The 22,549-nt window shown below is 64.6% G+C and carries 23 protein-coding genes; 5 read left to right on the top strand and 18 right to left on the bottom strand.

What is annotated here, in order from left to right:
* Positions 1–145: 145 nt before the first annotated feature.
* Complete coding sequence (locus tag ACWD0J_RS37585) at positions 146–886, top strand: hypothetical protein (RefSeq protein ID WP_451500362.1); 741 nt, start codon at positions 146–148, stop codon at positions 884–886.
* 55 nt (positions 887–941) lie between these two features.
* Here ACWD0J_RS37585 and ACWD0J_RS37580 read toward each other — a convergent pair whose 3' ends face one another.
* The 11 genes from ACWD0J_RS37580 to ACWD0J_RS37530 form a co-directional block, all read right to left on the bottom strand.
* Positions 942–1,829, bottom strand: coding sequence for a nuclease-related domain-containing protein (locus ACWD0J_RS37580; protein WP_451500361.1), 888 nt, complete (start codon positions 1,827–1,829; stop codon positions 942–944).
* 73 nt (positions 1,830–1,902) lie between these two features.
* Positions 1,903–3,276, bottom strand: coding sequence for a tyrosine-type recombinase/integrase (locus tag ACWD0J_RS37575; RefSeq protein ID WP_451500360.1), 1,374 nt, complete (start codon positions 3,274–3,276; stop codon positions 1,903–1,905).
* On the bottom strand, positions 3,273–3,467 hold the full coding sequence (locus ACWD0J_RS37570) for a helix-turn-helix transcriptional regulator (protein ID WP_132888890.1): 195 nt from the start codon (positions 3,465–3,467) through the stop codon (positions 3,273–3,275). The genes ACWD0J_RS37575 and ACWD0J_RS37570 overlap by 4 nt, the downstream gene beginning before the upstream one ends.
* Complete coding sequence (locus ACWD0J_RS37565) at positions 3,443–4,765, bottom strand: replication initiator (protein ID WP_451500359.1); 1,323 nt, start codon at positions 4,763–4,765, stop codon at positions 3,443–3,445. Before ACWD0J_RS37565 ends, ACWD0J_RS37570 begins: the two co-directional genes overlap by 25 nt.
* Before the next feature lie 129 nt (positions 4,766–4,894).
* Complete coding sequence (locus tag ACWD0J_RS37560; RefSeq protein ID WP_451500358.1) at positions 4,895–5,143, bottom strand: SpdD protein; 249 nt, start codon at positions 5,141–5,143, stop codon at positions 4,895–4,897.
* Between the two features lie 13 nt (positions 5,144–5,156).
* Positions 5,157–5,351, bottom strand: coding sequence for a hypothetical protein (locus ACWD0J_RS37555; protein WP_037680541.1), 195 nt, complete (start codon positions 5,349–5,351; stop codon positions 5,157–5,159).
* Positions 5,352–5,360: 9 nt separating this feature from the next.
* On the bottom strand, positions 5,361–5,552 hold the full coding sequence (locus ACWD0J_RS37550) for a mobile element transfer protein (RefSeq protein ID WP_230194639.1): 192 nt from the start codon (positions 5,550–5,552) through the stop codon (positions 5,361–5,363).
* The gene (locus ACWD0J_RS37545; protein WP_099936267.1) at positions 5,552–5,752 is read right to left on the bottom strand and encodes a hypothetical protein; all 201 of its coding nucleotides are present in this window, start codon (positions 5,750–5,752) and stop codon (positions 5,552–5,554) included. The genes ACWD0J_RS37550 and ACWD0J_RS37545 overlap by 1 nt, the downstream gene beginning before the upstream one ends.
* Before the next feature lie 19 nt (positions 5,753–5,771).
* Complete coding sequence (locus ACWD0J_RS37540) at positions 5,772–6,401, bottom strand: DUF2637 domain-containing protein (RefSeq protein WP_451500357.1); 630 nt, start codon at positions 6,399–6,401, stop codon at positions 5,772–5,774.
* A 3-nt stretch (positions 6,402–6,404) separates the two neighbouring features.
* On the bottom strand, positions 6,405–7,790 hold the full coding sequence (locus ACWD0J_RS37535; protein WP_451500356.1) for an FtsK/SpoIIIE domain-containing protein: 1,386 nt from the start codon (positions 7,788–7,790) through the stop codon (positions 6,405–6,407).
* A gap of 5 nt (positions 7,791–7,795) precedes the next feature.
* Entirely contained in the window at positions 7,796–8,152 is a 357-nt protein-coding gene (locus ACWD0J_RS37530; RefSeq protein ID WP_057603435.1) for an SCO3933 family regulatory protein, read from the bottom strand.
* Between the two features lie 301 nt (positions 8,153–8,453).
* Between ACWD0J_RS37530 and ACWD0J_RS37525 the strand changes: the two genes are divergently transcribed.
* Positions 8,454–8,927 (top strand): hypothetical protein, encoded by a 474-nt coding sequence (locus tag ACWD0J_RS37525; RefSeq protein ID WP_451500355.1) that lies wholly within the window; start codon positions 8,454–8,456, stop codon positions 8,925–8,927.
* A gap of 31 nt (positions 8,928–8,958) precedes the next feature.
* Here ACWD0J_RS37525 and ACWD0J_RS37520 read toward each other — a convergent pair whose 3' ends face one another.
* The 3 genes from ACWD0J_RS37520 to ACWD0J_RS37510 form a co-directional block, all read right to left on the bottom strand.
* Complete coding sequence (locus ACWD0J_RS37520) at positions 8,959–9,687, bottom strand: GntR family transcriptional regulator (RefSeq protein ID WP_451500354.1); 729 nt, start codon at positions 9,685–9,687, stop codon at positions 8,959–8,961.
* A gap of 83 nt (positions 9,688–9,770) precedes the next feature.
* A complete protein-coding gene (locus tag ACWD0J_RS37515) occupies positions 9,771–10,208 on the bottom strand; it encodes an ATP-binding protein (protein ID WP_451500353.1) in 438 nt (145 codons plus the stop codon).
* Between the two features lie 284 nt (positions 10,209–10,492).
* Positions 10,493–11,233 (bottom strand): GntR family transcriptional regulator, encoded by a 741-nt coding sequence (locus ACWD0J_RS37510; protein WP_451500352.1) that lies wholly within the window; start codon positions 11,231–11,233, stop codon positions 10,493–10,495.
* An 81-nt stretch (positions 11,234–11,314) separates the two neighbouring features.
* Between ACWD0J_RS37510 and ACWD0J_RS37505 the strand changes: the two genes are divergently transcribed.
* Both ACWD0J_RS37505 and ACWD0J_RS37500 read left to right on the top strand, forming a co-directional pair.
* Positions 11,315–12,427 (top strand): DUF1152 domain-containing protein, encoded by a 1,113-nt coding sequence (locus tag ACWD0J_RS37505; protein ID WP_451500351.1) that lies wholly within the window; start codon positions 11,315–11,317, stop codon positions 12,425–12,427.
* Positions 12,428–12,450: 23 nt separating this feature from the next.
* Positions 12,451–12,681 carry a hypothetical protein gene (locus ACWD0J_RS37500; protein WP_451500350.1) on the top strand — a complete coding sequence of 77 codons (231 nt, stop codon included), beginning with the start codon at positions 12,451–12,453 and terminating at the stop codon, positions 12,679–12,681.
* Positions 12,682–12,889: 208 nt separating this feature from the next.
* On the opposite strand, the gene ACWD0J_RS37495 is transcribed toward ACWD0J_RS37500, so the two are convergent.
* The 4 genes from ACWD0J_RS37495 to ACWD0J_RS37480 form a co-directional block, all read right to left on the bottom strand.
* Positions 12,890–14,293 carry a GTP pyrophosphokinase gene (locus ACWD0J_RS37495; protein ID WP_451500349.1) on the bottom strand — a complete coding sequence of 468 codons (1,404 nt, stop codon included), beginning with the start codon at positions 14,291–14,293 and terminating at the stop codon, positions 12,890–12,892.
* A gap of 614 nt (positions 14,294–14,907) precedes the next feature.
* Positions 14,908–18,051 (bottom strand): type I restriction endonuclease subunit R, encoded by a 3,144-nt coding sequence (locus ACWD0J_RS37490; RefSeq protein WP_451500348.1) that lies wholly within the window; start codon positions 18,049–18,051, stop codon positions 14,908–14,910.
* A complete protein-coding gene (locus ACWD0J_RS37485) occupies positions 18,051–19,232 on the bottom strand; it encodes a hypothetical protein (protein WP_451500347.1) in 1,182 nt (393 codons plus the stop codon). The genes ACWD0J_RS37490 and ACWD0J_RS37485 overlap by 1 nt, the downstream gene beginning before the upstream one ends.
* Positions 19,229–20,974 carry a type I restriction-modification system subunit M gene (locus ACWD0J_RS37480; RefSeq protein WP_451500346.1) on the bottom strand — a complete coding sequence of 582 codons (1,746 nt, stop codon included), beginning with the start codon at positions 20,972–20,974 and terminating at the stop codon, positions 19,229–19,231. The genes ACWD0J_RS37485 and ACWD0J_RS37480 overlap by 4 nt, the downstream gene beginning before the upstream one ends.
* A 1,097-nt stretch (positions 20,975–22,071) precedes the next feature.
* On the opposite strand from ACWD0J_RS37480, the gene ACWD0J_RS37475 reads away from it, so the two are divergent.
* Positions 22,072–22,410, top strand: coding sequence for a type II toxin-antitoxin system PemK/MazF family toxin (locus ACWD0J_RS37475; RefSeq protein ID WP_451500345.1), 339 nt, complete (start codon positions 22,072–22,074; stop codon positions 22,408–22,410).
* Positions 22,411–22,549 lie beyond the last annotated feature (139 nt).

Raw genomic sequence — 22,549 nt, 5'->3', positions numbered from 1 at the left:
CAGTTGCACTCGTGTCACGCAAGACGGTCTATCGGAACGGACCGCGCCGCGAAGGCGCATCACGCAAATTGATCACGACTCGATACGCGCCCTAGCACGCCCCCAGCCCCGAAGCCTGCGGCGCCCGACTGCTTAGATCGCTGGCATGACGGACTGGTCGCAGCTCCACCACGCCTACGGCACGGCAGAAGACCTTCCCGGTCTGCTCGACGCGGTGCGCCAAGCCCCGAACGATTCAAACTGGAGCGAGCTCTGGTCCCGACTGTGCCATCAGGGCACCGTCTACTCAGCAAGCCACGCGGCCTTGCCGGCCCTACGAGACCTGGCGCGCCTGTGGTCGCCTGCGGACAGACAGCAACCACTCTTGCTGGCCGGCGCCATCGCGGCCAGTACTGACCAGCCATACGGCGAGCAAGACCCTCACGTGGCCTACGCCTCGGAGATGTCCGATCTGCTGCAACTGACTGAGGAAGCTCTTCGGGATCCGAGCCTCAGCGATGACCCCGGAACTTATGTCTACTTGCTCGCCGCACTCCTCGGCTTCGAAGAGGTCGCGGTTTGGGGCGAACAACTCGACGGCCTGAACGATGACGAGTACGAAGTTCCCTGCCCCGCGTGTAGCGCCGAGAACTTCATAGCCTTCGGTGAGTACGGCTTCTTCTCGACCACTGACAGCATGTACATGAACGAGACCGCGGCAATGAAGATCCCTCTTCAGCCTGCGGACTCCTCAGCGCTGGAGGGGCTTGCCCAAAAACTGCACAGTCGCGCGCTCGCCCACAACCAGGCCGATGTCGCGGGCAAGTTGACTTACCTTTTCGGTAAGGCGCAATGCGCCGAGTGCGACGCTGTCTTCAGCGTCGCGGATGCCATTGCAACCCGCTGAAACGGGCGAACCACTTCCGGCAGGGATGACTGACCCCTCGCTGAGACGGGCTGGCTCAGGCCTGGCTCCAAGCCTGTCGATGGCGAGCGACGCTGTACACCTGCTCGACCTGTTCGGCCGTCAGCACCCCTGAGAGCGGCGCCAGTGCCGCCACCTGACGCTCTTGATACACGCGCACGCTGAGCTGGGTGGCGACCACTTTCAGATCGGTGACGCCGACGAAGACGAGCACCGGCTCCACCGGTACGGGGAAGCCGCAGTAGTGCTCAAGCACTCGGGCCACTCGCTTGGCCTCTGCCCGGCTCTTGCGTGCGTAGGGCGCCGGCTTTCCGTGGTCGAGCTTCACGGAATCGTCGCCGACCCATACGGCCCTTCTGTGGTGGTGCTTTGTGTTGATGCTGAACACCCCGCCCGGCCCAATCAGCAAGTGATCGACATCCACCTTGTCAGCCAGGGGAAGGGAATGCAGGACCCGCCAGCCATGGCGTGCCAGACGGTTCAGCTCGGCGCCCACCCTCTTCTCCCCCGCCAGTCCCTTGCGCCAGGAGTCCCACTCTGTGCGACGACGCAGGAGCTGTGAGACGAGCCGCTCAATCAGACCCACCCCGGATTTGTCGAGCAGGTCCCGGAGGGACTCACCAGGGCGGTTGGTGGACAGGTCGTCGGCCGACGTCAAAGGCGGCAGCATGGGGCGCGTTTCAGCCTCAGGTGCCCCCTGCGGCATGACCGACTCGGAGTCGTTCCGTAAGTGGCGTGTCAGCACGGCAATCACGTCGTCGCGATACTCGGCGACCAGCACCGTAATGTGCCCTGTCCTGACGTCCGCCCAGCCGACCGCGGTGCCATCCGGCAGGTTCGCGTACAGACGATCCTGTCCGTACCGCTTCCAGCGCGTCACCCTCAGCTCCACGAGCCCCCCTCGTCCGCTCTCGGCTCGAAGCATCGCAGCAGGTAGCGCTCAAAACGAGAGAGGCCCCGGACAAGATGCCCGGGGCCTCGGTGGGGTGCAGGGTGTCTCACTCGTACTCGCGCAGAAGGTCCTCGATACGCCGGTTGGCGACGTCCTGCCGTCCGTCGAGGCACTTCGCGTAGCGGGTCAGCAGCACCTCGACGCTGTTGCCGGCACGCTCGGCGACCTCGGTCGGGTCGACGCCGGCGTTGAGCCACGTGGACAGTGCGGAGTGACGGAGGTCGTACGGCCGACTCGCGAGCGGCGAGGAGGCGGCGGCCGGCGGGAGCGCGAGGAGCCGGGCCTCTTGCCAGACGCGGTAGTAGGTGGAGGACGGGACGACCGAGCCCTTCTCGCTGAAGAAGAGGCGCCCGTCGTCCGCCGTACCAAAGGTGGCCAGGTGCTCACGGAACACGGCGACGAGGTGAGGCGGAATAGGTACCCGCCGGACGTCCTCGGTCGGCCGGTTCTTCAGCCCGCGGTCATCGTGGGTATCCCCAGAATCGGTCCACTGCTTGCCGACCGACGGGCGCGTTCGGTGAAGCACCGCCGAGCCCCAGCCCTGTTCGGGGAGGATCAGGTCCGTCTCCGCGAGGCCGACCGCTTCAGCTGGCCGGAGGCCACCGAAGTACATCGCGGCGAACAGACCCACGAGACGACGGCCGCGGGCACGTCGGTATCCGCCCACGTAGGAGACGGCCGCCAGGAGGTTGCGAGCCTGCTCCGGGTTGGCGACTACGCGCGGGTCCACCTGATTGGACACCTTCGGTTTCTGCCAGCGAACCGCAGTGATGGGGTTCTCGCGCAGCTCCCCCAGGTCGACCGCGTAGTTCGCGGCGTTGACGAGCGTCCGACGCTTGCGCCGCACGGTCTCTGCCGCTGCCGCCGTACCGTCGAGCCTGAGCTTCAGCGAGTCGAGGACCGCGCGGGCCGTGGCGGGCTCAGCAAGATCGGCGAGCGGTCGGGAGGCCTTGGACACCCAGTGCAGAACGTTCCGCATGTCGTCCGGGACTTCCCGATCGTCGGGCCCCGGCAACACGAAGGCCCAGTTGCGCAATGCTTTGCGGATCACCTCGTCGGACGGCCGTCCGGCGCGCTCGTCGAGGAGCTCCAGCGTCACGCTGGTGAGGGATTCGTTGATGCCGTCCCTCGTATTGGGGGCGGCATGGGGCCACTTCATGGCGAGGTATCTGAGGGCGAAGGCGTACCAGGACACGGCCGACTTCTTCTCTTCCAGCGAGGCCGGAAGGCCCGACTCGGTGTCGAACTCTTCACCGTCGCGCATCGCTCGCATGAGCTTCGTGCGGAAGTGGTCGGCGAGCGCCTTCGTGCGGAATGACTCCGAGAGCACGTTGCCGGCAACGGACCAGCGGACACCGTACGAGGGCGTTTTGGTGTCCCGCTTGCGAACCGCCCAGACCTTCACGTCAAGGGACTTCACGCCGCTGCCTCCAGCTGTCGAAGCCACGTGGTGAAGTCGCTCCGCCATACCCGGAGCTCTCCGTTAGGCAGCTTGAACGCGGCCGGCCCGTATCCCAGTTCCCGCCAGCGGTAGAACGTCCGGCGAGAGACGCCGCCCAGCTCGTCCAGGACCTGGCGAACGGTCATCAGCTCGTCGCGACGGGCGTCCATGTCGGTTCTCCTTCCGTTCCGGGGGCGGGTTCGAGGGATGCGGACAGCCAGGCTTCGGCGCGGGAGAGGCCGGTACCGGCGAAGACCCAGTGCGAGAGGACGAGGGTCGTTTCCGTCGGCTCTGTCTCGACCGCCGGGGCGACCTGTGCACGTCGCCAGTCGGCGCGGGCGGTGCGGAGCGCGCCGAGGGTGGTGGAGTAGCGGCGGGACTTGGTGGAGAAGTGGCCGCGGAAGCCGAGCATGTGCGCCCAGGCCCGTAGGCGGAGCTCGGCGAGCTCGGGGCGTGCACCGAGGGACCAGGCGACGCGGATCATGCGCCGGGCGTGGTCTGAGATGCGCGCCTGGGCGAGTTCGGCGAGGAACTTGAGCGGGCGGTCGAGCGTGCCGGTCGCCGTCTCGGCCCCCTTGGTCGCGTACTTCGCGATGTAGGACGCTACGGCTCGTTCGGTGAGCTCCTGGCCGTCGTCGAAGTCGGCGGATCGGATCGTGCGGACGTCGAGTTGGCGGCCGAAGGCGAAGGCGTGTGCGCGTCCGTCGACGGTCGGGCCCTCGACGCGAGCGGCGGTGGCTGCGGCCTGGATGGCGTCCGTCAGGAGCTCTGCCGTCGCCCAGGCGGGCGGTGCCGTGTCGCCGCCTTCCGGGCCGTCGATACGGATGACCGCGTGGAAGTGCACGGCACCGCGCTTCTGATACTCGGCGACTTTCGCGAAGGAGACCCGTGCGTGGTCGCGGAAGGTGCGTTGGGTGAGACCGGCGCGCTTGGCGATCTCCCGGCGGAGGTAGATGGAGAAGCGTCGCCAGAGGTGCCCGGCGTGGGCGTTCCAGAGCACGGCCGCTTCGTAGTCGTACCGGTCCGGGTCGAGCGGCGTGCCTAACGTGCTGTCGTTCTCGTCGTGGCGGGCACCGCAGCGGCAGGGGCGCCCGTCGGATCGCCGGTTGTGGACCGGGCCGAAGCCAGGGGCGGTGAAGGTGGCGAAGACGCGCGGGTGGGTGGCGACCTGGTCCGAGGTGCCTTTGCCGCCGCGTAGTCCGGCGGTGATCAGGTGGTAGGTGTCGCGGCGGTAGGTCTCAGCGCAGGCCGGGCAGCGGGTGGCGCGGCGGTTGTTGCAGCGGACGAGGAGTTGGCCGGCCGGGAGGGTGGTCGAGTCGAGGTGGTGCAGGGTGCGGCCGATTTCGCCGGTTGTCGCGTCGACGGCGTATTCGGTGCGGTGGCCGTCGAGGCGGACAGGGTGCATGCAGCCGCCCAGGCCGGAGAGTTGGCGGGCCAGCTCGGGCATAGTGCCGAGCGAGGCCAGCATGGAGAGTTCCGCCAGCGGGGGCGGAGTCTGCCGGGTGATGATGGGTGTTCCTTTCGGCTGTTCTGCGGTTGGGAGGGACGGCCCCGGGGCGGCGGGATGCTTGGCGGCGTTTGCCGCCCCGGCGGCCGGTCAGCGCCTGTTGGCGTTGTTGAGCAGGGAGCGCAGGACCACGGCGGCGATGGCCACGGAGATGGCCGTGATGGCAACGGCCGCCAGGAGCGCGGTGAGGACGACTCCGCCGACGAGGACAGCAGCAACCGGGCCCGCGTAGGGGCTGAGCGAGCGGCCGGCGGTGGGGACCGGGCTGTGCCGGTAGTGCTGCTGCGGGATGAGGGTCGACGGCGGAGTGGGGACGTCGGGCAGCTTGGGGCGGAACATGGCGGAGCTCCTTTCAGCGGTTGTCGCCGTTGACGACGCCGACCCCGGAGCGGGTGCCGGACTCGATGGCGGGGGCGAGGAAGGTGTGTGAGAGCCAGAAGCCGAACAGGGCGATCACGACGGCGACCCACATGCGGACGCCAAGGAACTTGATCGCGGCCCAGGCGATGACGCCCAGGACGAAGACGAGCGGGAGGGAGACGGTCACGGGATCTCCTCAGCGGACGCGGCAGCGGTGAGTGCGGGCGGCGAGTTCGGCGGCGGCGCGGGTGTCGAAGTCGTTGGAGAAGCCGCAGCGGGGAGCAGTGCAGACTGCGGTGTGCTTCTCGCGGCCGCGGCCGTCGTAGGCGGTGCCGACCTGGACGGGTCCGATGCGGACGACGTTGCGGAAGCGGCGGTTGGCGGGCATCAGGGCAGCTCCTTCGGTTCGTCGTGGTTCTCGCCGGTGAAGTCGGCGACGTGGTCGAGCAGCCACCGCCGGATCTCTGCGCCCTCGTACTCGTCGGCGGTGAGGATCACGGGTTCGGCGATGAGCATTGCTTCGGTGAGGCGGTTCTGACGGGTCAGCTCGGCGGCGCGGTTGAGCGCGCGGAGCGTGGACGGACGCAAGGTGGAAAGTCCTCCGGAGTCAGGTGAGTTGGGCGGCGATGGCTTCGGCGAGCGGGAGCGGGACGCCGAGGCGGGCGCGAAGGGTCGGGGTGTCGATGTCCATGCCGGTCCGGGTCCGGTGGTCGTCGGCGACCTTGCGGGCGAGGGCGACGAGGGCAGGCGGGACGGGGGCGGCGGTGGGTTGCGCGGCCGGTAGAGGGGCCGCGCTGGGCAGCTCGGGGGCGGTAGTCGTGACGGGCGTGGCCGGAGCCTCGTCCTGGTCCGGTACCGGCACCTCGTCGCGGTCCGGGGTGCCGTGTGCGAGCAGCGTTCCGCCGAGGAAGGCGACCGCGGGCCACCCGGCGACGAGGATGCGAAGCCAGGCCGGGACGTCCCCGAGGTCGAGCAGGCCGGCCGTGGCGACGTTGGCGCCCAGCGACGCGACCAGGGCGACGACGAACCAACACCAGCCAGCGGCTTTCGCAGTCCCGGAGCGCAGCCGTCGCCAGGCCGCAACGAGGAGCAGGTCAACGCTGATCGGGTAGGCCCACGCCTTCCAGCCGTCCTGTCCGGCCGCCGCAGCGAGGTCGTGCAGGTGGGCGAAGGAGAGGGCGGCGGCGATGGCCGCTTGGACCAGGACGGGATCGATGCGGATGCGGTGGGTGCGCATCGCTCAGTCCTCCGGTACGTCGGAGGCGAGGCGCGCGGTGGGTACCGGTTCGGGGCGGTCGAGGACTACGGGCGGGACGTACGGCCGGAAGGGCGTAAGCGCCGGAACGCCCGGTGCGAGGTGGGCCGTCTCGCGGCAGAGGCCCGCAGCGGCAGCGAGTGAGAGGTACGGAGTACGAATGCGGGACCAGCCGCCGGAGGTGTCACCGGCCACGGCCAGGCCTGGCAGCTCGGCAGGGATGGCGCAGGAGGCGTCGACCGCTTCGGGGGCGATGTCACCGAGGGCCATCTTGGCCGAGGCTTCGTCGTTGACGCGGTGGCAGACACGGCCGGTGAGCTGGGCCCGCAGCATGGTCGCACCCTTGCCTAACTCGGCGCCGAAGCGCTGCCCGCAGACCTCCAGGTAGATACCGGCCGCACGGCCGAGCTGAGCGAGGCGGATGAGGTGGGTGACCATCTCGTCCCGGCGTTCCTCGTCCTTGCGGGTCGCGACGAGGAAGAGTTCGGCCACCTCGTCGACGAACAGCACGATGGGGGTGGGCCGTTCGCGCTCGGGCATGCCCCAGACGTCTGAGGTGATCTCCTCGTCGGAGGTGCCGGGGGCGATGCCCTGCCGGGCCTTGATGAGGTCGTATCGGTCCTCCATTTCCTTGACCAGGACGGGCAGCAGCTCGGCCGCCTCGTCCGGGTCGGTGGCCAGCGCGGCGAATCGAGAGGCGAACGGGGCAAGCTCGACGCCCCGCTTGCAGTCGATGCCGACCAGGGCGACGGGCTGTCGGGCTAGCCCGGCAATGAGGTTACGGAGGTACATGGACTTCCCCGACAGCGTTGCGCCGAGGACAAGTTCATGCGGTACAGCGCGGTAGTCCCGTAAGAACGCCGTCGCATCCTCCCGCAGCGCCACCGGCACCTTGAGGAACCCGCCCTCGATCCGTCGGGGCATCCGGACCTTGCGCAGGACGTCGAAGCCGATGAGCCGTAGTTCGACGACACCGGGCTTGACGTCCTTCACGTACACGCCGTGGACGCCCCAGGCATGGCGGAGCCGTTCCGCCGAGGCGGCGACGTCGGCGGGTTCCTGCCCCGGAGCGAGGCGGAGCCGGACGCGCAGGCCGGTCGTAGTAGGCCGGATGATGCCCCGCCGAGGCGGGACCGGACGGATCTCCCGTCGGCTGGTCGCCTTGATGGCCAGCACCCGCAACCGGGACGGCGCGACAGTCAGGCCGCAGGCGTCCATGGTCGAGGAGTACGAGGCCAGCAGCCGGGCCACCGAGACCGGCAGCCCGACCGTGGACCAGTACGCGGCCGGGTTGGCGTGCCGGACGTAGGCCGCGCCGCCTATCGCAGCGAGCGGTGCACCCAGCTCGGCCAACGTGATCAGGTCCGTCACGACGATCAGCCCGCCTGAGCGACCGGGACCGGGAAGGCACCCGGCGCGATCGCGGTGGCGCGGTAGGCGATGCCGTGCCGCTGCTGGCCGTTGAACACGCTCTCCCACGGCCGGGCGATGAGCCCCGGCAGGGACACCGGAGCGCCGACGGTCAGGCCCTCCGTCACACCGCTTTCGGGAACTGTGACCTGGATGAGCGACGAGTCCCCCTCGTCGATGAAGACGACGCCGACGGTCATCAGCGCCTCACCGCTCACGGCGTCCTTGGCAATCTCACCGGTCTGCCGGTCACGCACCTTCGGCGCCGGCGCTTCGGTGAGCAGGATCGTCGCGGTCGAGGCGTCAACGCGGATCACACGCACAGAGATTTCTCCTTTGAAGTCGGTCAACTCGCCACCTGACAAGTTGACTTAGCAAGTTCGAAGTTAGAGATGCCAGGTTGACTTGTCAAGTGGCTTCGGTGCCGCCCAGTTGACGTAGCGGGCTGCCTCAAGACCGAGCACAACGTCAAGGCTGCAGGCCCCGCCAGACCGCCACTCTGCGGGAGTGAGAGGGAGGTGCGAAGCTGGATGCAGCTCCACGGAGGAGCATTCGCACCGCGGCACGCTGAATCGCGCTCAGCCCTGTCGCGAGGGGACGCCTCCCGGAAGGCGAGCCGGACGTATGGACATCGAACTCACCTATGACAGGGCTGGCCGCTTGCGTGCCATCGGCGGCTTGGAGATCACTTATAAGCGGCGGGACAGGCGACCCCGCACCCTCGGTTCTTGGTCGATCGAGTACCAACGGTTCAGTTCACTTCTGAGCTCTGTTGGCGGCACCGAGATCACTTACCGTCGATGGTCGAGCCTGCCCCGCACCGTCGGCCACTGGAACTGCGAACACAGCAGGTCCGGAGCCCAGCTGCTGCGCATAGGCCCTCATGAACTGAGATACGACACCCACAGCAGCAGCGTGTGTGGCGTTGGCCCCCTTGAGATCGTGTATGACCACAACGGCAGCAGCCCCATTCGAGCCCAGCTTCCCGGCGAGGGCGATGCACTGCCAGCTGAACTGGTCCTTACGCTCTTCCTCGCACTGTTCTGGCAAGAGCAGACGCGGGAAGCTAACGACGCGTACTACCAGGCCAGGCGCTGAACGAGGATGGACTGGCGTACCGCCCGGGGGCTTAGCTCAGACGGTAAGTGTCCTCAAGCTCCTGTCGATCGGCTGGGAATAGCACGTCAGAGACCTGCAAAGCCTGGCCGGACGCGTCGCGGGCAACGACCAGGACGCTGAGAACGGGCACTCCATCAGGCAGACCGAGGAGCTCAGCCTCACCGGCCTCCGGCATCCGGGCCGAGACGCGCTCCGTCACATGGTCGAATCGGACCTTCTTCCGGCCCTCAAGGTGTTCCCGGACGCCGACGCCCAGCGGCTCGGAGCCACCCAACTCAGTGCCCTCGACGAGACCGGCCGGAAAGTACGAGGACGCTAGTTCAACAGCCTCGCCATCAACCTCGACCAGGAACCGGCGCATCAGGACCTTGGCCCGCTTGGGCAGCCCGAGCACGGAGGCCACACGCGCCGGAACCGGCACCTGGTCCACTACAACCAGGCGTCCAGGAGTCCGCGACTCATCCCGCTCCAGCACTTCGCGCCCGCGGCGTTCCTGGTGCTCGACGTCAGCCGGCCGTCCCCGCACGATGGTGCCGTAGCCCTGCCGGGACTCGATCCAACCGTCTCGCTTCAGCAGCTCAAGGGCGCGCACGACGGTAGGGCGGGACATTCCGAACGCTTGGACCAGCTGATTTTCACTGGGGACCTTAGTGCCCGGCGGGTAAGTGCCGTCCTCGATGCGCTGCTGGATCGTCTGCGCGAGGCGTACGTACTTCGGCGCCTCCACTTCATACGCCATGCACGCCGCCCGTCAGAATTGGCCAAGTCAACTGGTCAACCAGACTAGCGACAGTGCATATAGAAAAGAACCCGGCTCCCCCCTCAGGTCGGCCAGGCATCGGCCATCACGAAGGAGACGACCGTCCCGCCGAAGCGACTGGGACCCGAGTGCCAGGACTCGGCAATGGAGTCGACGAGAAGCAGTCCGCGCCCGTGCGCGTCAACAGCGTCAGGCTGCCGCAACCTCACCCTGGCCGGGAAGCCGGCGTTGTGCACCTCGACCTTGAGCGAGGCCCCGTCCCGAAACCACTCCACCCGGACGCGCCACACCTCATCGGACCGGCCGTAGACGATGGCATTGGTCACGAGTTCCGAGATCATCAGTACGCAGTCGTCGACCGAACAGGCCGGGTTGTACGGGGCGATGAACTTCCGGAACCAACGCCTGGCCAGATGCACGGACTCGGCGACGGGATACAGGGTCATCGCCCCGAGTCGCGGCGCGTCCTCAGAGGGATAGCGATCGATCGTAAAGGCCATCCGTGCTCACTCCTTGCCACTGCCGTCGCAGTCGAGGCAGCGCCGTTTCGATGCGGCACGGGCACGGTCGTCGACGGTGGACAGCACCAGGGCCGTGCGCGAGCTGACGCGTTTCCAGCCCCGCCCACGGCATCCTCGGCAAGCTAAGTGCGCGCCCTGCTCCGGCCGCTGACCCGTCACAACGTGCCCCCTTCCTGAAGTGGCCTTAGCCACTTAATGGATAGTGGCATTAGCCACTCACGCTGCGCAAGCGAAACAGCCAAATGACGATCCATCAGGTGCGCTCAGGTGAGGGGGTAGCCCTGCTCGAACGCCCAGCGCTGCGGCGGGTACGTGGCTTCGGCGAACTCCAATGGCCGGTCCTGGAGGTCGAAGACGACGTGGTGCACAATCAAGACCGCTGATCCGGACTCCAGTTGCAGGTCTGCCGACTCCTCCTCGGTCGCCTGCCGGGCACACATCCGATCCTCGGCGTAACTCCCCTGCCGCCCCGTCATGTTCTCGACGTACATCAGGGTGCCCTCTTGGATGCGCTCCGGCTCCAGGAGCTTGGGCGCCCGCTGCCCGACGTCCGGCGCGAACCACGAGGTGGACAGGGTGATGGGCCCGTCCTGATTTTTCGTCACGCGCCGACGGTGCACGGCCCGCCGATCCTTCACCAGGCCCAGCGCCTCAGCGACGTGATCCGGAGCATCCAACCAACCGGCCGAGGTGATGACCGCGTACTCACCAGGCGTGTAAATCTTCCCCGTCTGCCGCGCCCGCCCATACAACTCCCGTGCCCGGCAGTTCACTTCAAGGCTGCGCACGTACGTACCGGAACCCTGACGCTTCTCGACGAGCCCCTGGTTGCTCAGCGCCTCCAACGACCGCGCGGCCGTCGGCCTGGACACCTTCCAGTTCGTCGCAAGCTGCCGCTCGGAGGGCACCTCGTCGCCCGGCCTGAGGTCGCCTCGAAGGATCTGATCGCGGATGTAGTGAGCGATCTGGAGATACTTCGGTTGCGCCTCTTCGATCTGAGGCATGTCCCCTCCTCATCCAAGTGGCTATGGCCTCTAGCCACTATAGGGTGAGTGGCCAGACCCCGAACCCGTAATGTTGAGCACATGACGCGGTTGATCGTCGCAGCAGGAGGAGGGGGCGACGCAGTCGCCGCCGCAATGCTTGACGCCGCCTTGTACGGCGACGACGACCAGGCGGTGATCCTCACCTACGCGTGGGACCGCCTGTTGGTCGACCCGATCCCAGGCCCCCGCGGCGCCGCCGACTTCACGGGACTCGAGCCACTCACCCCGTCTGTCTGGTCGGTGCCGGCCGAAGCCCGCCCGATCGCTCCAGCAGGCTCCACACTCCCCCGGCTTGCGGCAGAGCTCCCGCACACCTTCGCTTTGATCGATCCGCACCGCGGCGTCGAAGGTGTCACGCGCCAACTCGATGAGCTGGTCAGTCACTTGAGGCCGGACTCAATCGACCTCCTGGACGTGGGGGGTGACATCCTCGCGCGAGGCGATGAGCCCACGCTCAAGAGCCCGCTTGCCGACGCTCTGACTCTGGCCGCGTGCTGCCGGGTGACCGCTCCCGTGCGGCTCCTGGTGGCAGGCCCCGGCCTGGACGGTGAACTTCCACTCGACGAGGTACGCAGCCTGCTTGGTCCCCTCGTCCACACCTTCACCGCGGAGGACACTGAGCCGGTCAGCGCAGTCCTGGAGTGGCATCCGTCCGAGGCAACCGGGATGCTCGCTGCAACAGCACGAGGAATACGCGGCATCTGCGAAGTCCGGGATGCAGGACTCCCCATCCCACTCACGGAAGCCGGCCCGACGGTCCACGAAGTCGACCTGGACGACGCCCTGAACCGCAACGAGCTGGCCCGCGCCATCCTCTCGACTACCACCCTGGACGAGGTCGAGGCGCACAGCCGCGAGGTCTGCGGCTACTCGGAAATCGACTACGAGCGCAACAAGGCCGCCTGGCTCAAGGACCAGCCGGCGGTGAAGCTCGATCCTGAGACAGTGCTGCCCCAGCTCGACGAGTTCGAGAACGAGGCCCGAAGCCGCGGAGTCACCCACACGACGTTCCGCCGGCTCACCGAGGCTTTAGGCATGCCCGGCAGTCAGCGCGAGGACCTCCGCGCGCTGCTCATCCATAGGCGACCGGAGCGATACGCAGCGCCCCTCTGGGAGCTGTCAGCCGTCGAGGACGAGACACGACCACGATGAGCGTCTTCAGGAGCGATCTCCGCTTGGATGCACGGGACGCCACCGGCACCGGGGCGGAAACCGACGTGGCCCTGAATCTGACGACCGGCAACATCAGGTTGTCGATTCTCTGGACGCAAGAAATCCAGCTCTCCGCCGACGACGCCGACCAGGTAGCCGAAGCCCTCCAGCGAGCAGCCGCGGAATCCCGAAGCCTCGCGATGACCAAGGAAGCTCAAGCCACCGAGGACCCGACAGGCCCACCAGCAGCCTGAGTTACAACCTTCTTCACGGGTTCAAGTGCGGCTCGCTCCGCTCCCCGCGCGCGGCCCGGCCACCGGCCGGGCCGGCGCTCCTGTCTCCGCCCCGCTCCAGCCCGGCCAGCGTCCGTGCCGCGCTCTCGAAGGGATGCGTCATGGCGAGGGCGATTGGCTTCACGCCTACGGGCATCGCCAGACGCGCCGACAGCCTACGGCTCGCTATTCAAGAAAGCCACTTCTTCACTGCATCGAGTTGCCGTCGACTGAGAGTCGTAACTCCACGGATGCGATTTACGGTCCAGGTAAGATAAACTGCCTTAATTTCCTCTTTGGTCAACGCGTGACTCAAGTTACCCGAAAGCAAGAGGGACTTGGCGATATAATCGAGATTCGTCCGCGAGATCGCGAGATCGTCAGAGTTCAATTCACGAGCTTTACGAGTCATATCGTTAAGCCGACTAATGTCATTCGACGTTACATCACTCCAGTCGATACCTTGAGACGCCTCCGAAAGTCGCCCATAAGCCGCATTCAGCCGCTCTGAACTCAGCAGAGGGAAAGACCGATCGACCTCCTTGAGAGCCAACGCCGCAGCCGGAATTCCTGGATAGGGAGACGCTTTCTTCGCAGCACTGTTATCGTAATCTACGGGAAGCACATAGGAAGGCGGCTCGTCTGTCACACGAGCGGCAGGAACGGCGTCCCGAAGGAGAACTTTGAAGGTTCCATAACCAAACCACCCCTGGCTTACCTCTTGCCCGAATTCTTTGCGGACCTCCCACGCGAGGCTAGCCAGATCGGTGGGCTTCCCGAGATTTGCGACCCGGTTTTGCAGATAGTGGATTGCTGCAGCACGAAGCCCCAATTCGGATTCAACTTCACCCTTGACTTGCATCTCAAGTGGCGGGAGCGTGGACGAGGCAGAGCCCTCCGATGAGGCCTCAATGTTAACTGTTGCCAGCCTGTCCAATTCCTGCCTGAGATCCTGCGCAATGTCATCCACTGTGGCAAGCAAGTCCGCGATCCGACGACTCAGCGTCTCAACCAGAGCGGGGGGAGCGCTTCCTGGCTTGTAGGTGTCTTCATGAGTAAGTTCACCCCATCCGTCCTGAAGAAGCGTCCTAACCTGCAGCTCACATGTGACTACTTTCCTCCGCAAGCCAGCATGAACAGAGGTGCAAAGGTTGAAGTGCATCGCACGGTAGCCACTCTCCTTTGGGTTACTCAAGTAGTCCCTGAAAGAATCTTGCTGCTGCTCCAATACGGGCTCAGACCCCACCTTAAAAGAATCAAGTGACGCAACGATATCGACAACCCGTTGAACGTCTGATTTGTTATTGCAGGTCACGCGCAGACCAACGAGGTCATCAATAACCTCCGGGATGTCTTCCAGTGATTTAATTTGCCCCTCATATTTCGGCAGCTCCAACTTCCTCCAAACCCTCTCCTTTCCCTTCACTCTGCCGGGAGAGACCTTGACTCGAACTCTTTCAATCTCAGGAAGTTCGACATCAAGGTGCTCGTTGAGTGCTCGCACTGCCGATTCGCGCGCTGGTTCAAGATACTTCAAACAGTACGCCTCAAACCACTCACTGAATTCATCGTACGTGAAAGGAATACTCGCCATCGATTTCCCCCCTGCCAAATCAGCTCTACAACGTTGCTCGATGAGAAAGTAACTAGCTTTTACCGCGGGCGGGACGCATCGAACTGATGGGTGAATACCTTGATAGCGTGGTTCCCGCCGTTCCGCCCCTCCTTCCAGGTCTATCGACGGCTCGATCAAGTGAGGCTCTGAGCACCCCTGGGGGCCGGAAGCCCCCAAGTCCCAGATGTGAATCAATAGTAGGTCTCGTTGCGTCGCTATGGGGCGGGTTTCAGGGATGCAGAGGCGTGAGTACTTCAGCACGAACTACCTGAGAAAGCTCCATCGTCCATGTCTGGCGGAGCGGTCCCGCCAAGGTTCACGGGATCGACTGCTAGGAGTCGTTGGGCTACCCATCGGGTCGGAGCTCGTCGCATCGCACGCGCACCTATGAGAGCTCGTGTCCGGAGCTTTGCTCTCAGGCCAGCCGTGGGGCCTGGCTCTGGTCGCCGACACAAGCCAGCAGCGTGGCTGAGGCCGTGGGGGTGCAGCGAGACATACGCGCGCGGAGTCCGTTGGCGCGCCCGCCGTCGTGGCTGGCTGTCGTCGGCTAAGGTTCGCGCCACTGCTTCCACCCTAAGCGTGTGTCGCAGGACCTAAGAATCCGCCCGTTGATCGACCGCTGCTTCGTAGAAGGCATCCGCGAGGGCGACGATGATCGAGTTGATAGCCGGCCCGTCGGTGAAGAAGTAGTCAGCCATCGTGTTGTGGGCGTCCTGGTTGTCTGCGACCGCCTCCGTAACGGCTGCTTGGAAGTCTGGTGACTCCACGAACTGCTTCTTGGAGTTCACCTTGGTCTGCCTGATCAGGTTCGGGTCGGCGAGCAACCGCTGGACGAGCGCCTGCACGAACTCCCGGACCTGGTACTCGGCGAACGATTCGGCGCCGAAGAGGTCGTTCATCTTGTCTATGACGACCTGGAGCGCGACGTACTTCGGATCCTTCTTCGTTCCCGTGCCGGCAGCGCTGATGCCCTTCAACTGCCCGTCGCCCACGAGCGAGATGTTGACCGAAATTGCCTTGTTGTGCTTGACCCCGACCAGAACCACGTCGGAGAGGTCCACGTCGGCCGCCCAAGCGGACTCGGCGATGACCTTCTCCAGCAGGCGCAGGAAGATCGAAAGCATCTCCATGTAGGGGTCGCCGTAGTCAACGATCTGGGACATGAAGTCATAGAGACGTACGTAGGTGGAGACATCCTTGCGGAAGAGGTCGAGCGCCTGGAGCGTGACCTTGTCCTCCTCCTCGATCGCCCGCGCGTAGCGGCGCCGAAAGTCGTGCTGCGGCGGGCTGATCGCTGCCGAGAGCGCATTGTTGCCCTTCCGGGTCACCCACAGCTCGGCGACCTTGCGGACGTCGTCCTCGGTGTAGATTCCGGCCTGGGCAAGCTTGTTAGCCAGGTGGACGACGACGTACGGATCGGTCTCGGTCTCCAGAGTCGCGTTCTTGAAGTACGGCTCGAAGGCCGCCTTGATGTCCTCAGGCTTGTTGGCGAAATCGATGATGAACGTCTTGCGCTTCTGCTCCCCACCAGCGGTGCGGTGGGTGCGGTTGAGCCGCGAGAACGTCTGCACCGCGGCGACCCCCGACAGCTTCTTGTCAACGTACATCGCCGAGAGGAGAGGCTGGTCGAAACCAGTCTGGAACTTGTTGGCGACCAGCATGATCTTGTAGGTGTCGCCCTTGAACGCGGCTGCCAGATCAGCCCCCGCACCGGGGTTCATGTTGGCCTCGGTGAACTCGTCATCCTTTGACGGCTGCGGGCCCCAGTCGCTGTGCCAGGTCTCGTCCTCGGCCATCGTCACCCCGGCAGAGAAGGCGACCAAGGTGCGGTAGTTGTACGAGGCGTCCTCGGTGCGGCGCCTCGCGACGTAGGCGTCGATGGCCAGCTTGTACTTCACCGCGGACTTGCGCGAGTCGGTCACCACCATCGCCTTCGCCTTGCCTTCGAGCAGGTAGGCGACATTGGCGTGGAAGTGCTCGACGATGATCTGCACCTTCTGGCTAATGTTCGTCGGGTGGAGCTTCACCCACCGCATCAGACCCTTGCGGGCGGTGGCCTCCTCGACCTCCCCTCCGTCGCCTCTCTCGGCCTTGCCGGCGATTTTCAGCGCGGTGTCATAGTGCTGGTAGCCCCTGAGCACGTCGAGGATGTAGCCCTCCTCGATCGCCTGCTTCATCGAGTACAGGTGGAATTCGTTCGGCTTCCCGTCGGCATCCTTGCGGCCAAACAGCTCCAGCGTCTTGTTCTTCGGCGTCGCAGTGAAGGCGAAGTAGGAGATATTGTCCGACTCGGCCCGCTCGGTCATCTCAGAGGCCAGGATCGACTCCACATCGACCTCGCCGCCCTCCTCGATTTCCTTGACCTCCTCGGCCGTCAGCACCTGCTTCAGCTTCGAAGAGATCTGCCCCGACTGGGAGGAGTGCGCCTCATCGGCGATGACAGCGAACCGCCTGCCTTTCAGGCCGGCGTTGCTCCGGATCTCGTTCAGCGCATGCGGGAAGGTCTGCACCGTCACCGCGATGATGAGCTCACCGTTCTTCAACGCCTGTGCCAGCAGACCCGACTTCGACTTCAGGCCGGCCTTGCGGACGTCCTCGGGGCTGATCGTCCTGACGATCTTGTCGGTGCCGTCGATCTGCCGGATCGCATCCTGCAGCTGGGAGTCGAGCACAGTGCGGTCCACGACCACGATGACCGAGTCGAAGACCTTCTGATTGTCGACATGCAACCGCGCCAGCCGGTGAGCCGTCCAGGCAATGGTATTTGTCTTCCCTGACCCGGCCGAGTGCTCAATCAAGTACCGCCGCCCGACACCCTCCTCCTTCACCGCCTCGACGATGTTCGTGACGGCCTCCCACTGGTGGAACCGCGGGAAAAGCATGCTCGTACGCCGCACCGAGGTGCCGGTAGTGACGTCCCACTCCTCCTTGGTCTCCACGATCATCAGCCGCCCGATGATGTTCAGCCAGGCGTGCTTCTCCCAAACGCGCTCCCACAGGTACGCCGTCGACGACCGGCCGTCCGCACCGGGCGGGTTGCCGGCTCCGCTGTCGAAACCCATGTTGAACGGTAGGAAGTGGGTCTTCTCCCCCTCCAGCCTCGTGGTCATCGCCGCCAGGTCGTTCGAGACCGCGAAGTGCACCAGCGCCCGGTGCCCGAACGACAGCAACGGCTCCGGCCGCCCATTCGTCAACGGTTTGCGATCCTGCTTGTACTGATTGACCGCCTCGTCCAGTGACTGGGTGAAGTCGGTCTTCAGCTCCACCGTGGCCACCGGGAGCCCGTTGATGAAGAACACCAGATCGACACTGCGCTGGTCGGCGGTCGAGAAGTGCACCTGCCGCACCACCCGCACCCGCATCGCCTCGTAGTGCGCCGTCGTGACCACGTTGAGCGACGTCTCCGGACGGAACTGCGCCATCTTCAACCGACCACCGCCGATGTACTGCACCCCGTTGCGCAGGATATTCAGCGTCCCACCGCCATGCTCTAGCGGCCGGTCAAGCGCCGCGGTCAGCACGTCGAGGAACTTCGCCTGCGAGCCCGCCGCCTTCAACGCCTTGTCGTACCCCGACCCCTGAGTCGCCTTCAGCCACGCGAACAGGTCGGCCGGGAACATCGCCCGCTCCCTGTCGTACTCACCACCGTCATGGTCGTTCGCCGAGTACAGCCAACCGCGAGCCTCGAGGTACTCACAGATCTCCGTCTCGAAGACCACCTCGTTGTGGTCGGCCATCACGCTGCCTCTCGTACGTCGATCTGCCCCGTCACCGCCGCCGTGATGAGCGCTGCACGTCGCTCCTGGGAGAGCTCGATGAACCGCTCGGTTTCCACAATCAAAGCGTCGATAGCAGCGACTTTTTCATCCAAGTCAACAGCGACCTGGCGCTGCGCATCGAGAGGCACGGTCGGGAACCGCAACTCGCGCAGAGCCCCAACATTGAAGTGTCCTTGGAGCGCTCCCACAGATCCTTCCGCAATGCGGGAGGCGGCCATAGGGGAGTTAAGGAACCAGACGAGGAAGTCTGCGTCGGTTTCTGTCCCCGGCCGAATGATCAGGATATCGATAGCGTTGGCGCCGTCAAGCGCTTTAGGAACCTTAGCGGCAGCACCAGCCTGACCGGTTCGGACGACGACAACATCGCCTTCCTGGAGACGAGATTTCGCGTTTGCGTGGTCCCCTTCAGCGGAGATGTAGACCAGGTCACGAGTGGAGATGGAACCTCGGTTGATGTTGAGGCCACGCAGGGCAGGTACGCCTTTCTCTACATACCACCGTGAAGGTTGCACGACGATACCGACAGTGACGTTCTGAACTACGCGTTTCAGCGGCTGTTGAGCCTGAGCATCGAAGAAAGCGGCATCGATGACTGCCTCGCGACGCTCACGGAGCATCTCGATCAACCGTTGCTGCTCCTCGATGAACATGTCGATGCGGGCCGTTTCGCGGTCGAGGTAGTCAGCGATGGCCCGCTGCTCGGCGCAGTCGGGAATGTAGGCGTCGATCGTCTTCAGTACCGAGAAGGGCACCTCCGTCGTCCGGACGTTGGCTTGGTCGCCTGCACCGATTCCCCGCTCGCGCTTGATGAGCTCCTCGGTGAACCACGAAGATTTCATCAGGTACGCGACGAAGTGTGGATCCGTTCCTTCGCGCGGTCGCATGACCTCGTAGTGGTAGGTGACCAACCCGTCCTCTGCCGCGACGCCCATAGCACCAGAACGAATGCTCATCTTGTTAAAGACAATGTCGTTGGCCCTGCACACCTTGTAGTTATCGAGGGACTCAGCCCGATGAGGGGCATCCGTCAACTCGCTTCGCCGGATGACACCTCGCGTCTGGGACACCGACATGAGCGGAAGGTTGACACCTGGGATTCGCTCGTCGATCTTCTCCACAGCCTGGCCAAAGCGCGTCACTGCTCCACCTCTCGCAGCAGCTCGAGGATTTTGGCGACCTGCTTCTCCAGGTCGGCGTCAATCTCGGCGAGTGGCCGGGGCGGGAGGTACCTATAGAAGTGACGGGTGAAGGGGATTTCGTAGCCTGTCTTAGTTTTAGTCCAGTTGATCCAGGCGTCGGGGACGTGCGCCTTCACCTCGGCATCGAAGTAGCTCTGGATGACCTCGCGCGCCCCTGCTGCCCCGGCGCTTGAGCCACCGTAGGTGAAGGGCACGTTTTCGGTTTCACGCTTTTTCGAGTCGGGCTTCGGGTTGCCCTTGCGATCGACGACAAGGTTCCCGTCCTCATCGAGCACGGGACGCTCGACGGTGATGGTCCAGTAGCCGAACTCGTCGTTGCGCAGCGCCTTAGAGAGGTCGGGATCGGCGTTATCAAAGTCGGCGTACAGCCGCACGACCTTGGCGCGGTCTGTGTCGCTTATCTGGCGTCCCTTGGACCCAAGGTTCTTGCGCATCTTCGTCCAGAACGAAGTACCGTCAATTAGTTGGACCTTGCCCTGGCGGTCGGGGTGCTTCGTATTGTCGAGGATCCAGATATAGGTAGCGATGCCGGTGTTGAAGAACATGTTGGTCGGCAGAGCGACGATCGCCTCAACGAGGTCGTTCTCCAACAGCCACTTGCGGATGTTCGAAGGGCCGGATTCCGCGGCGCCGCTGAAGAGCGGCGAGCCGTTCATGACGATTCCGACGCGGCCGCCGCCATCTTCGGGTGCGCGCATCTTGTGGGCCAGGTGAAGCAGGAAGAGCATCTGGCCGTCCGAGGTCGCGGGGAGTCCCGGTGCGAAGCGACCGTAAGGGCCGGCGGAGTCGCGCTCCTCGTTGACCGCCTTGGCGTACTGCTTCCAGTCCACTCCGTAGGGCGGGTTGGACATGGAATAGTCAAACTGGCGGCCCTTGAAGGCGTCGTCGGTGAGCGTGTTGCCGAACGCGATGTTGGTCGCGTCGTGGCCCTTAGCGAGCAGGTCGGACTTGCAGATGGCGTATGACTGCGGGTTGTACTCCTGGCCGTACAGACTCAGCTTCGCCTCGGGGTTCTGGGCGAGCAGGTGCTCCTCTGCCAGGGAGAGCATGCCGCCTGTGCCGGCGGTGGGGTCGTACAGCGAGCGGATGATGCCGCCCTCAGTGAGGTCGACGTCCTTCTCGGCGAAGAGCAGGTCAACCAGCAGCCGGATCGCGTCGCGCGGCGTGTAGTGGTCTCCGGAGGTCTCGTTCGCGGCCTCATTGAACTTGCGGATGATGTACTCGAAAGCGTCACCCATGTCGGAGTTCGACACCACATCGGGGTGGAGATCGATGGCGCCGAAGGACTTGACGATCTCGCGAAGGAGCCCAGCCTTCTTCAGGGCCAGGATCTCCTTCTTGAAGTCGAAGTACTCGAACACGTCCACGTCGGCTGAGAACCGGTCGATGTAGTCAGCAAGGTTGTCCGCCAGCCCGTCCGCGTCGGCCAACAGGTTGGCGAACTCATAGTTCGAGGTGTTGTAGAACGCCCGCCCCGTGGCCTTCTTGACCTCGACCTTGAGCCGGTTCGGGTTCTCGTGCTTCGCAGCAAGCTCCCGTACCACCGCACGGTCCGGCTCGAGTACACAGTCGAGCCGTCTCAGGATCGTGAACGGGAGGATCACTGTCCCGTACTGGTTGGGGCGATAGGGGCCCCGAAGCTGGTCAGCGATTGACCAGATGAAGCTACCGAGCGTGCTCACAAGTTCCTCACGAGATTCGTCTAGCAGTGGCGATCACTTTGCCAGAGGCAGCAGCCAGCGTCCCATGGTTCAGCTATAGGGCCCTGTCTAGGGCTGAAGCGCCGACCGGTGCCACCGTCTCTCTCCGGATCTGGCAGAGCTGCAGATCAGAAGGTGCTGACATCCACAGCTGACATCAAGGACGCCGCACGGGGACGTACGCCCGCGTCTCTGTCTGGCTGTCCCACCAGCCGACGGCCGCAGCCGGAGAGGGCTCGGATCGACCTCAGCGGTGCTCAGCCAGCCATGGACCAGCCGTGGACTCGTCCCGCTTGATCTGCCACGTGCAGGGCTGTGACCTGCCCTGTTGCCCGAACCTTAAGCGCCCTCCGGAGCCGTGTGCGCAGGTTCGAATCCTGCCGGGGGCACTCGCCACACAGCCAGCAAGCATCACGCGCTGAGCTGGGCGGATGCCGACATGAGAGAGCGGGAGTCAGCCTCACTGACTCCCGCTCCTTCTCGTTGTCTCTCACTGTTCACGCACCATCTGCGATACACGCAACACACCTCCGACACGCTCCAGACAGGGCGCCGCCACACCGCTGGCCAGTCCACCACCCAGCCTTGACCAGCCGAGTCGCGCCCCTGACACTTGATGTATGACATCTGTACTACGGAGCTAGGGAAGGAGGAATGATGACCCCTGAAACCCGAGGTAAGAAGGTTGAGCCAGCCTCATCCCGCACGAAGCGAGGCGAGGCGAGCGTTACGCGCAGCAGGACCACAAGGACCCCTGTGAGCAGCAAGACCACGAAAACTACGAAGTCTGATCAGTACCGTGGCCTACTCCAACAGGGCAGCCATTCCCGCTCCACTGAAGTGGCTCAAGTCCGACTCAGGCCGGATGAGATGGCAGAGCTACGGCTGGTGATGCAGTCTCTCAATCTGGCATCGGTCTCGGATGCACTCCGAGAAGGACTCCGCTTGCTCTCGCGTGAGGCAGCAGAGTTGGCAGCCTCTGAGGAGATTCGATCCTTCTACAAGGGAGCTCCTGCGCCAGCTCCCGCCGGTGTGCTGCCTGCCACTGCTGAGGAGCTGGCAGCAGGGGACGAAATCGAATGGTGAACCCTGGCTCTGCATTGCGTGGTGAGGTCTGGGGATGTGTTCTACCAAACCCTATTGGTCCACATCCCGTAGTTATTCTCACGGTCAATCGCATTGCCGAGCGGCTATCAGCCGTAACGGTTGCCGTAGTCACGGGGACGTCTGGACCGGCCGCTACTCACGTGTCCATCGGTCCTGAATGCGGCGTCACCAAGTACGACGAGTCCTACGTCAACTGCACGGACCTGCACACAGTCGACAAGTCTAGGCTCCGCAAACGTCTCGGGCTGCTAGATCCGGCCGAGATGAAGCACATTGAAGACCGAGTCCGCGTAATTCTGGGACTGTCCTAACCCTGTGTATTCAGCGGAATTGGGCGATCTGACGCTCCGATAGTAGAAAGGTGCCGCTGACCTGTAAGGATGCGAGTGTCTAGGTCGTATCCGGCACAGAAGTCAGGGCACCTTTCTGGTGGTTGAGCGTACAGGGTGG

The organism is Streptomyces sp. NPDC003011 (assembly GCF_053591515.1).
The sequence above is the reverse complement of the archived record's forward strand: the minus strand, read 5'-3'. Positions and strand labels throughout refer to the sequence as shown.

Bases quoted from the DNA above. Each gene is read 5' to 3' on its own strand.
- ACWD0J_RS37585 (WP_451500362.1), top strand. From the start codon at position 146: ATGACGGACTGGTCGCAGCTCCACCACGCCTACGGCACGGCAGAAGAC.
- ACWD0J_RS37580 (WP_451500361.1), bottom strand. From the start codon at position 1,829: ATGCTTCGAGCCGAGAGCGGACGAGGGGGGCTCGTGGAGCTGAGGGTG.
- ACWD0J_RS37570 (WP_132888890.1), bottom strand. From the start codon at position 3,467: ATGGACGCCCGTCGCGACGAGCTGATGACCGTTCGCCAGGTCCTGGAC.
- ACWD0J_RS37565 (WP_451500359.1), bottom strand. From the start codon at position 4,765: ATGCTGGCCTCGCTCGGCACTATGCCCGAGCTGGCCCGCCAACTCTCC.
- ACWD0J_RS37560 (WP_451500358.1), bottom strand. From the start codon at position 5,143: ATGTTCCGCCCCAAGCTGCCCGACGTCCCCACTCCGCCGTCGACCCTC.
- ACWD0J_RS37550 (WP_230194639.1), bottom strand. From the start codon at position 5,552: ATGCCCGCCAACCGCCGCTTCCGCAACGTCGTCCGCATCGGACCCGTC.
- ACWD0J_RS37540 (WP_451500357.1), bottom strand. From the start codon at position 6,401: ATGCGCACCCACCGCATCCGCATCGATCCCGTCCTGGTCCAAGCGGCC.
- ACWD0J_RS37525 (WP_451500355.1), top strand. From the start codon at position 8,454: ATGGACATCGAACTCACCTATGACAGGGCTGGCCGCTTGCGTGCCATC.
- ACWD0J_RS37520 (WP_451500354.1), bottom strand. From the start codon at position 9,687: ATGGCGTATGAAGTGGAGGCGCCGAAGTACGTACGCCTCGCGCAGACG.
- ACWD0J_RS37515 (WP_451500353.1), bottom strand. From the start codon at position 10,208: ATGGCCTTTACGATCGATCGCTATCCCTCTGAGGACGCGCCGCGACTC.
- ACWD0J_RS37510 (WP_451500352.1), bottom strand. From the start codon at position 11,233: ATGCCTCAGATCGAAGAGGCGCAACCGAAGTATCTCCAGATCGCTCAC.
- ACWD0J_RS37505 (WP_451500351.1), top strand. From the start codon at position 11,315: ATGACGCGGTTGATCGTCGCAGCAGGAGGAGGGGGCGACGCAGTCGCC.
- ACWD0J_RS37495 (WP_451500349.1), bottom strand. From the start codon at position 14,293: ATGGCGAGTATTCCTTTCACGTACGATGAATTCAGTGAGTGGTTTGAG.
- ACWD0J_RS37490 (WP_451500348.1), bottom strand. From the start codon at position 18,051: ATGGCCGACCACAACGAGGTGGTCTTCGAGACGGAGATCTGTGAGTAC.
- ACWD0J_RS37475 (WP_451500345.1), top strand. From the start codon at position 22,072: ATGGTGAACCCTGGCTCTGCATTGCGTGGTGAGGTCTGGGGATGTGTT.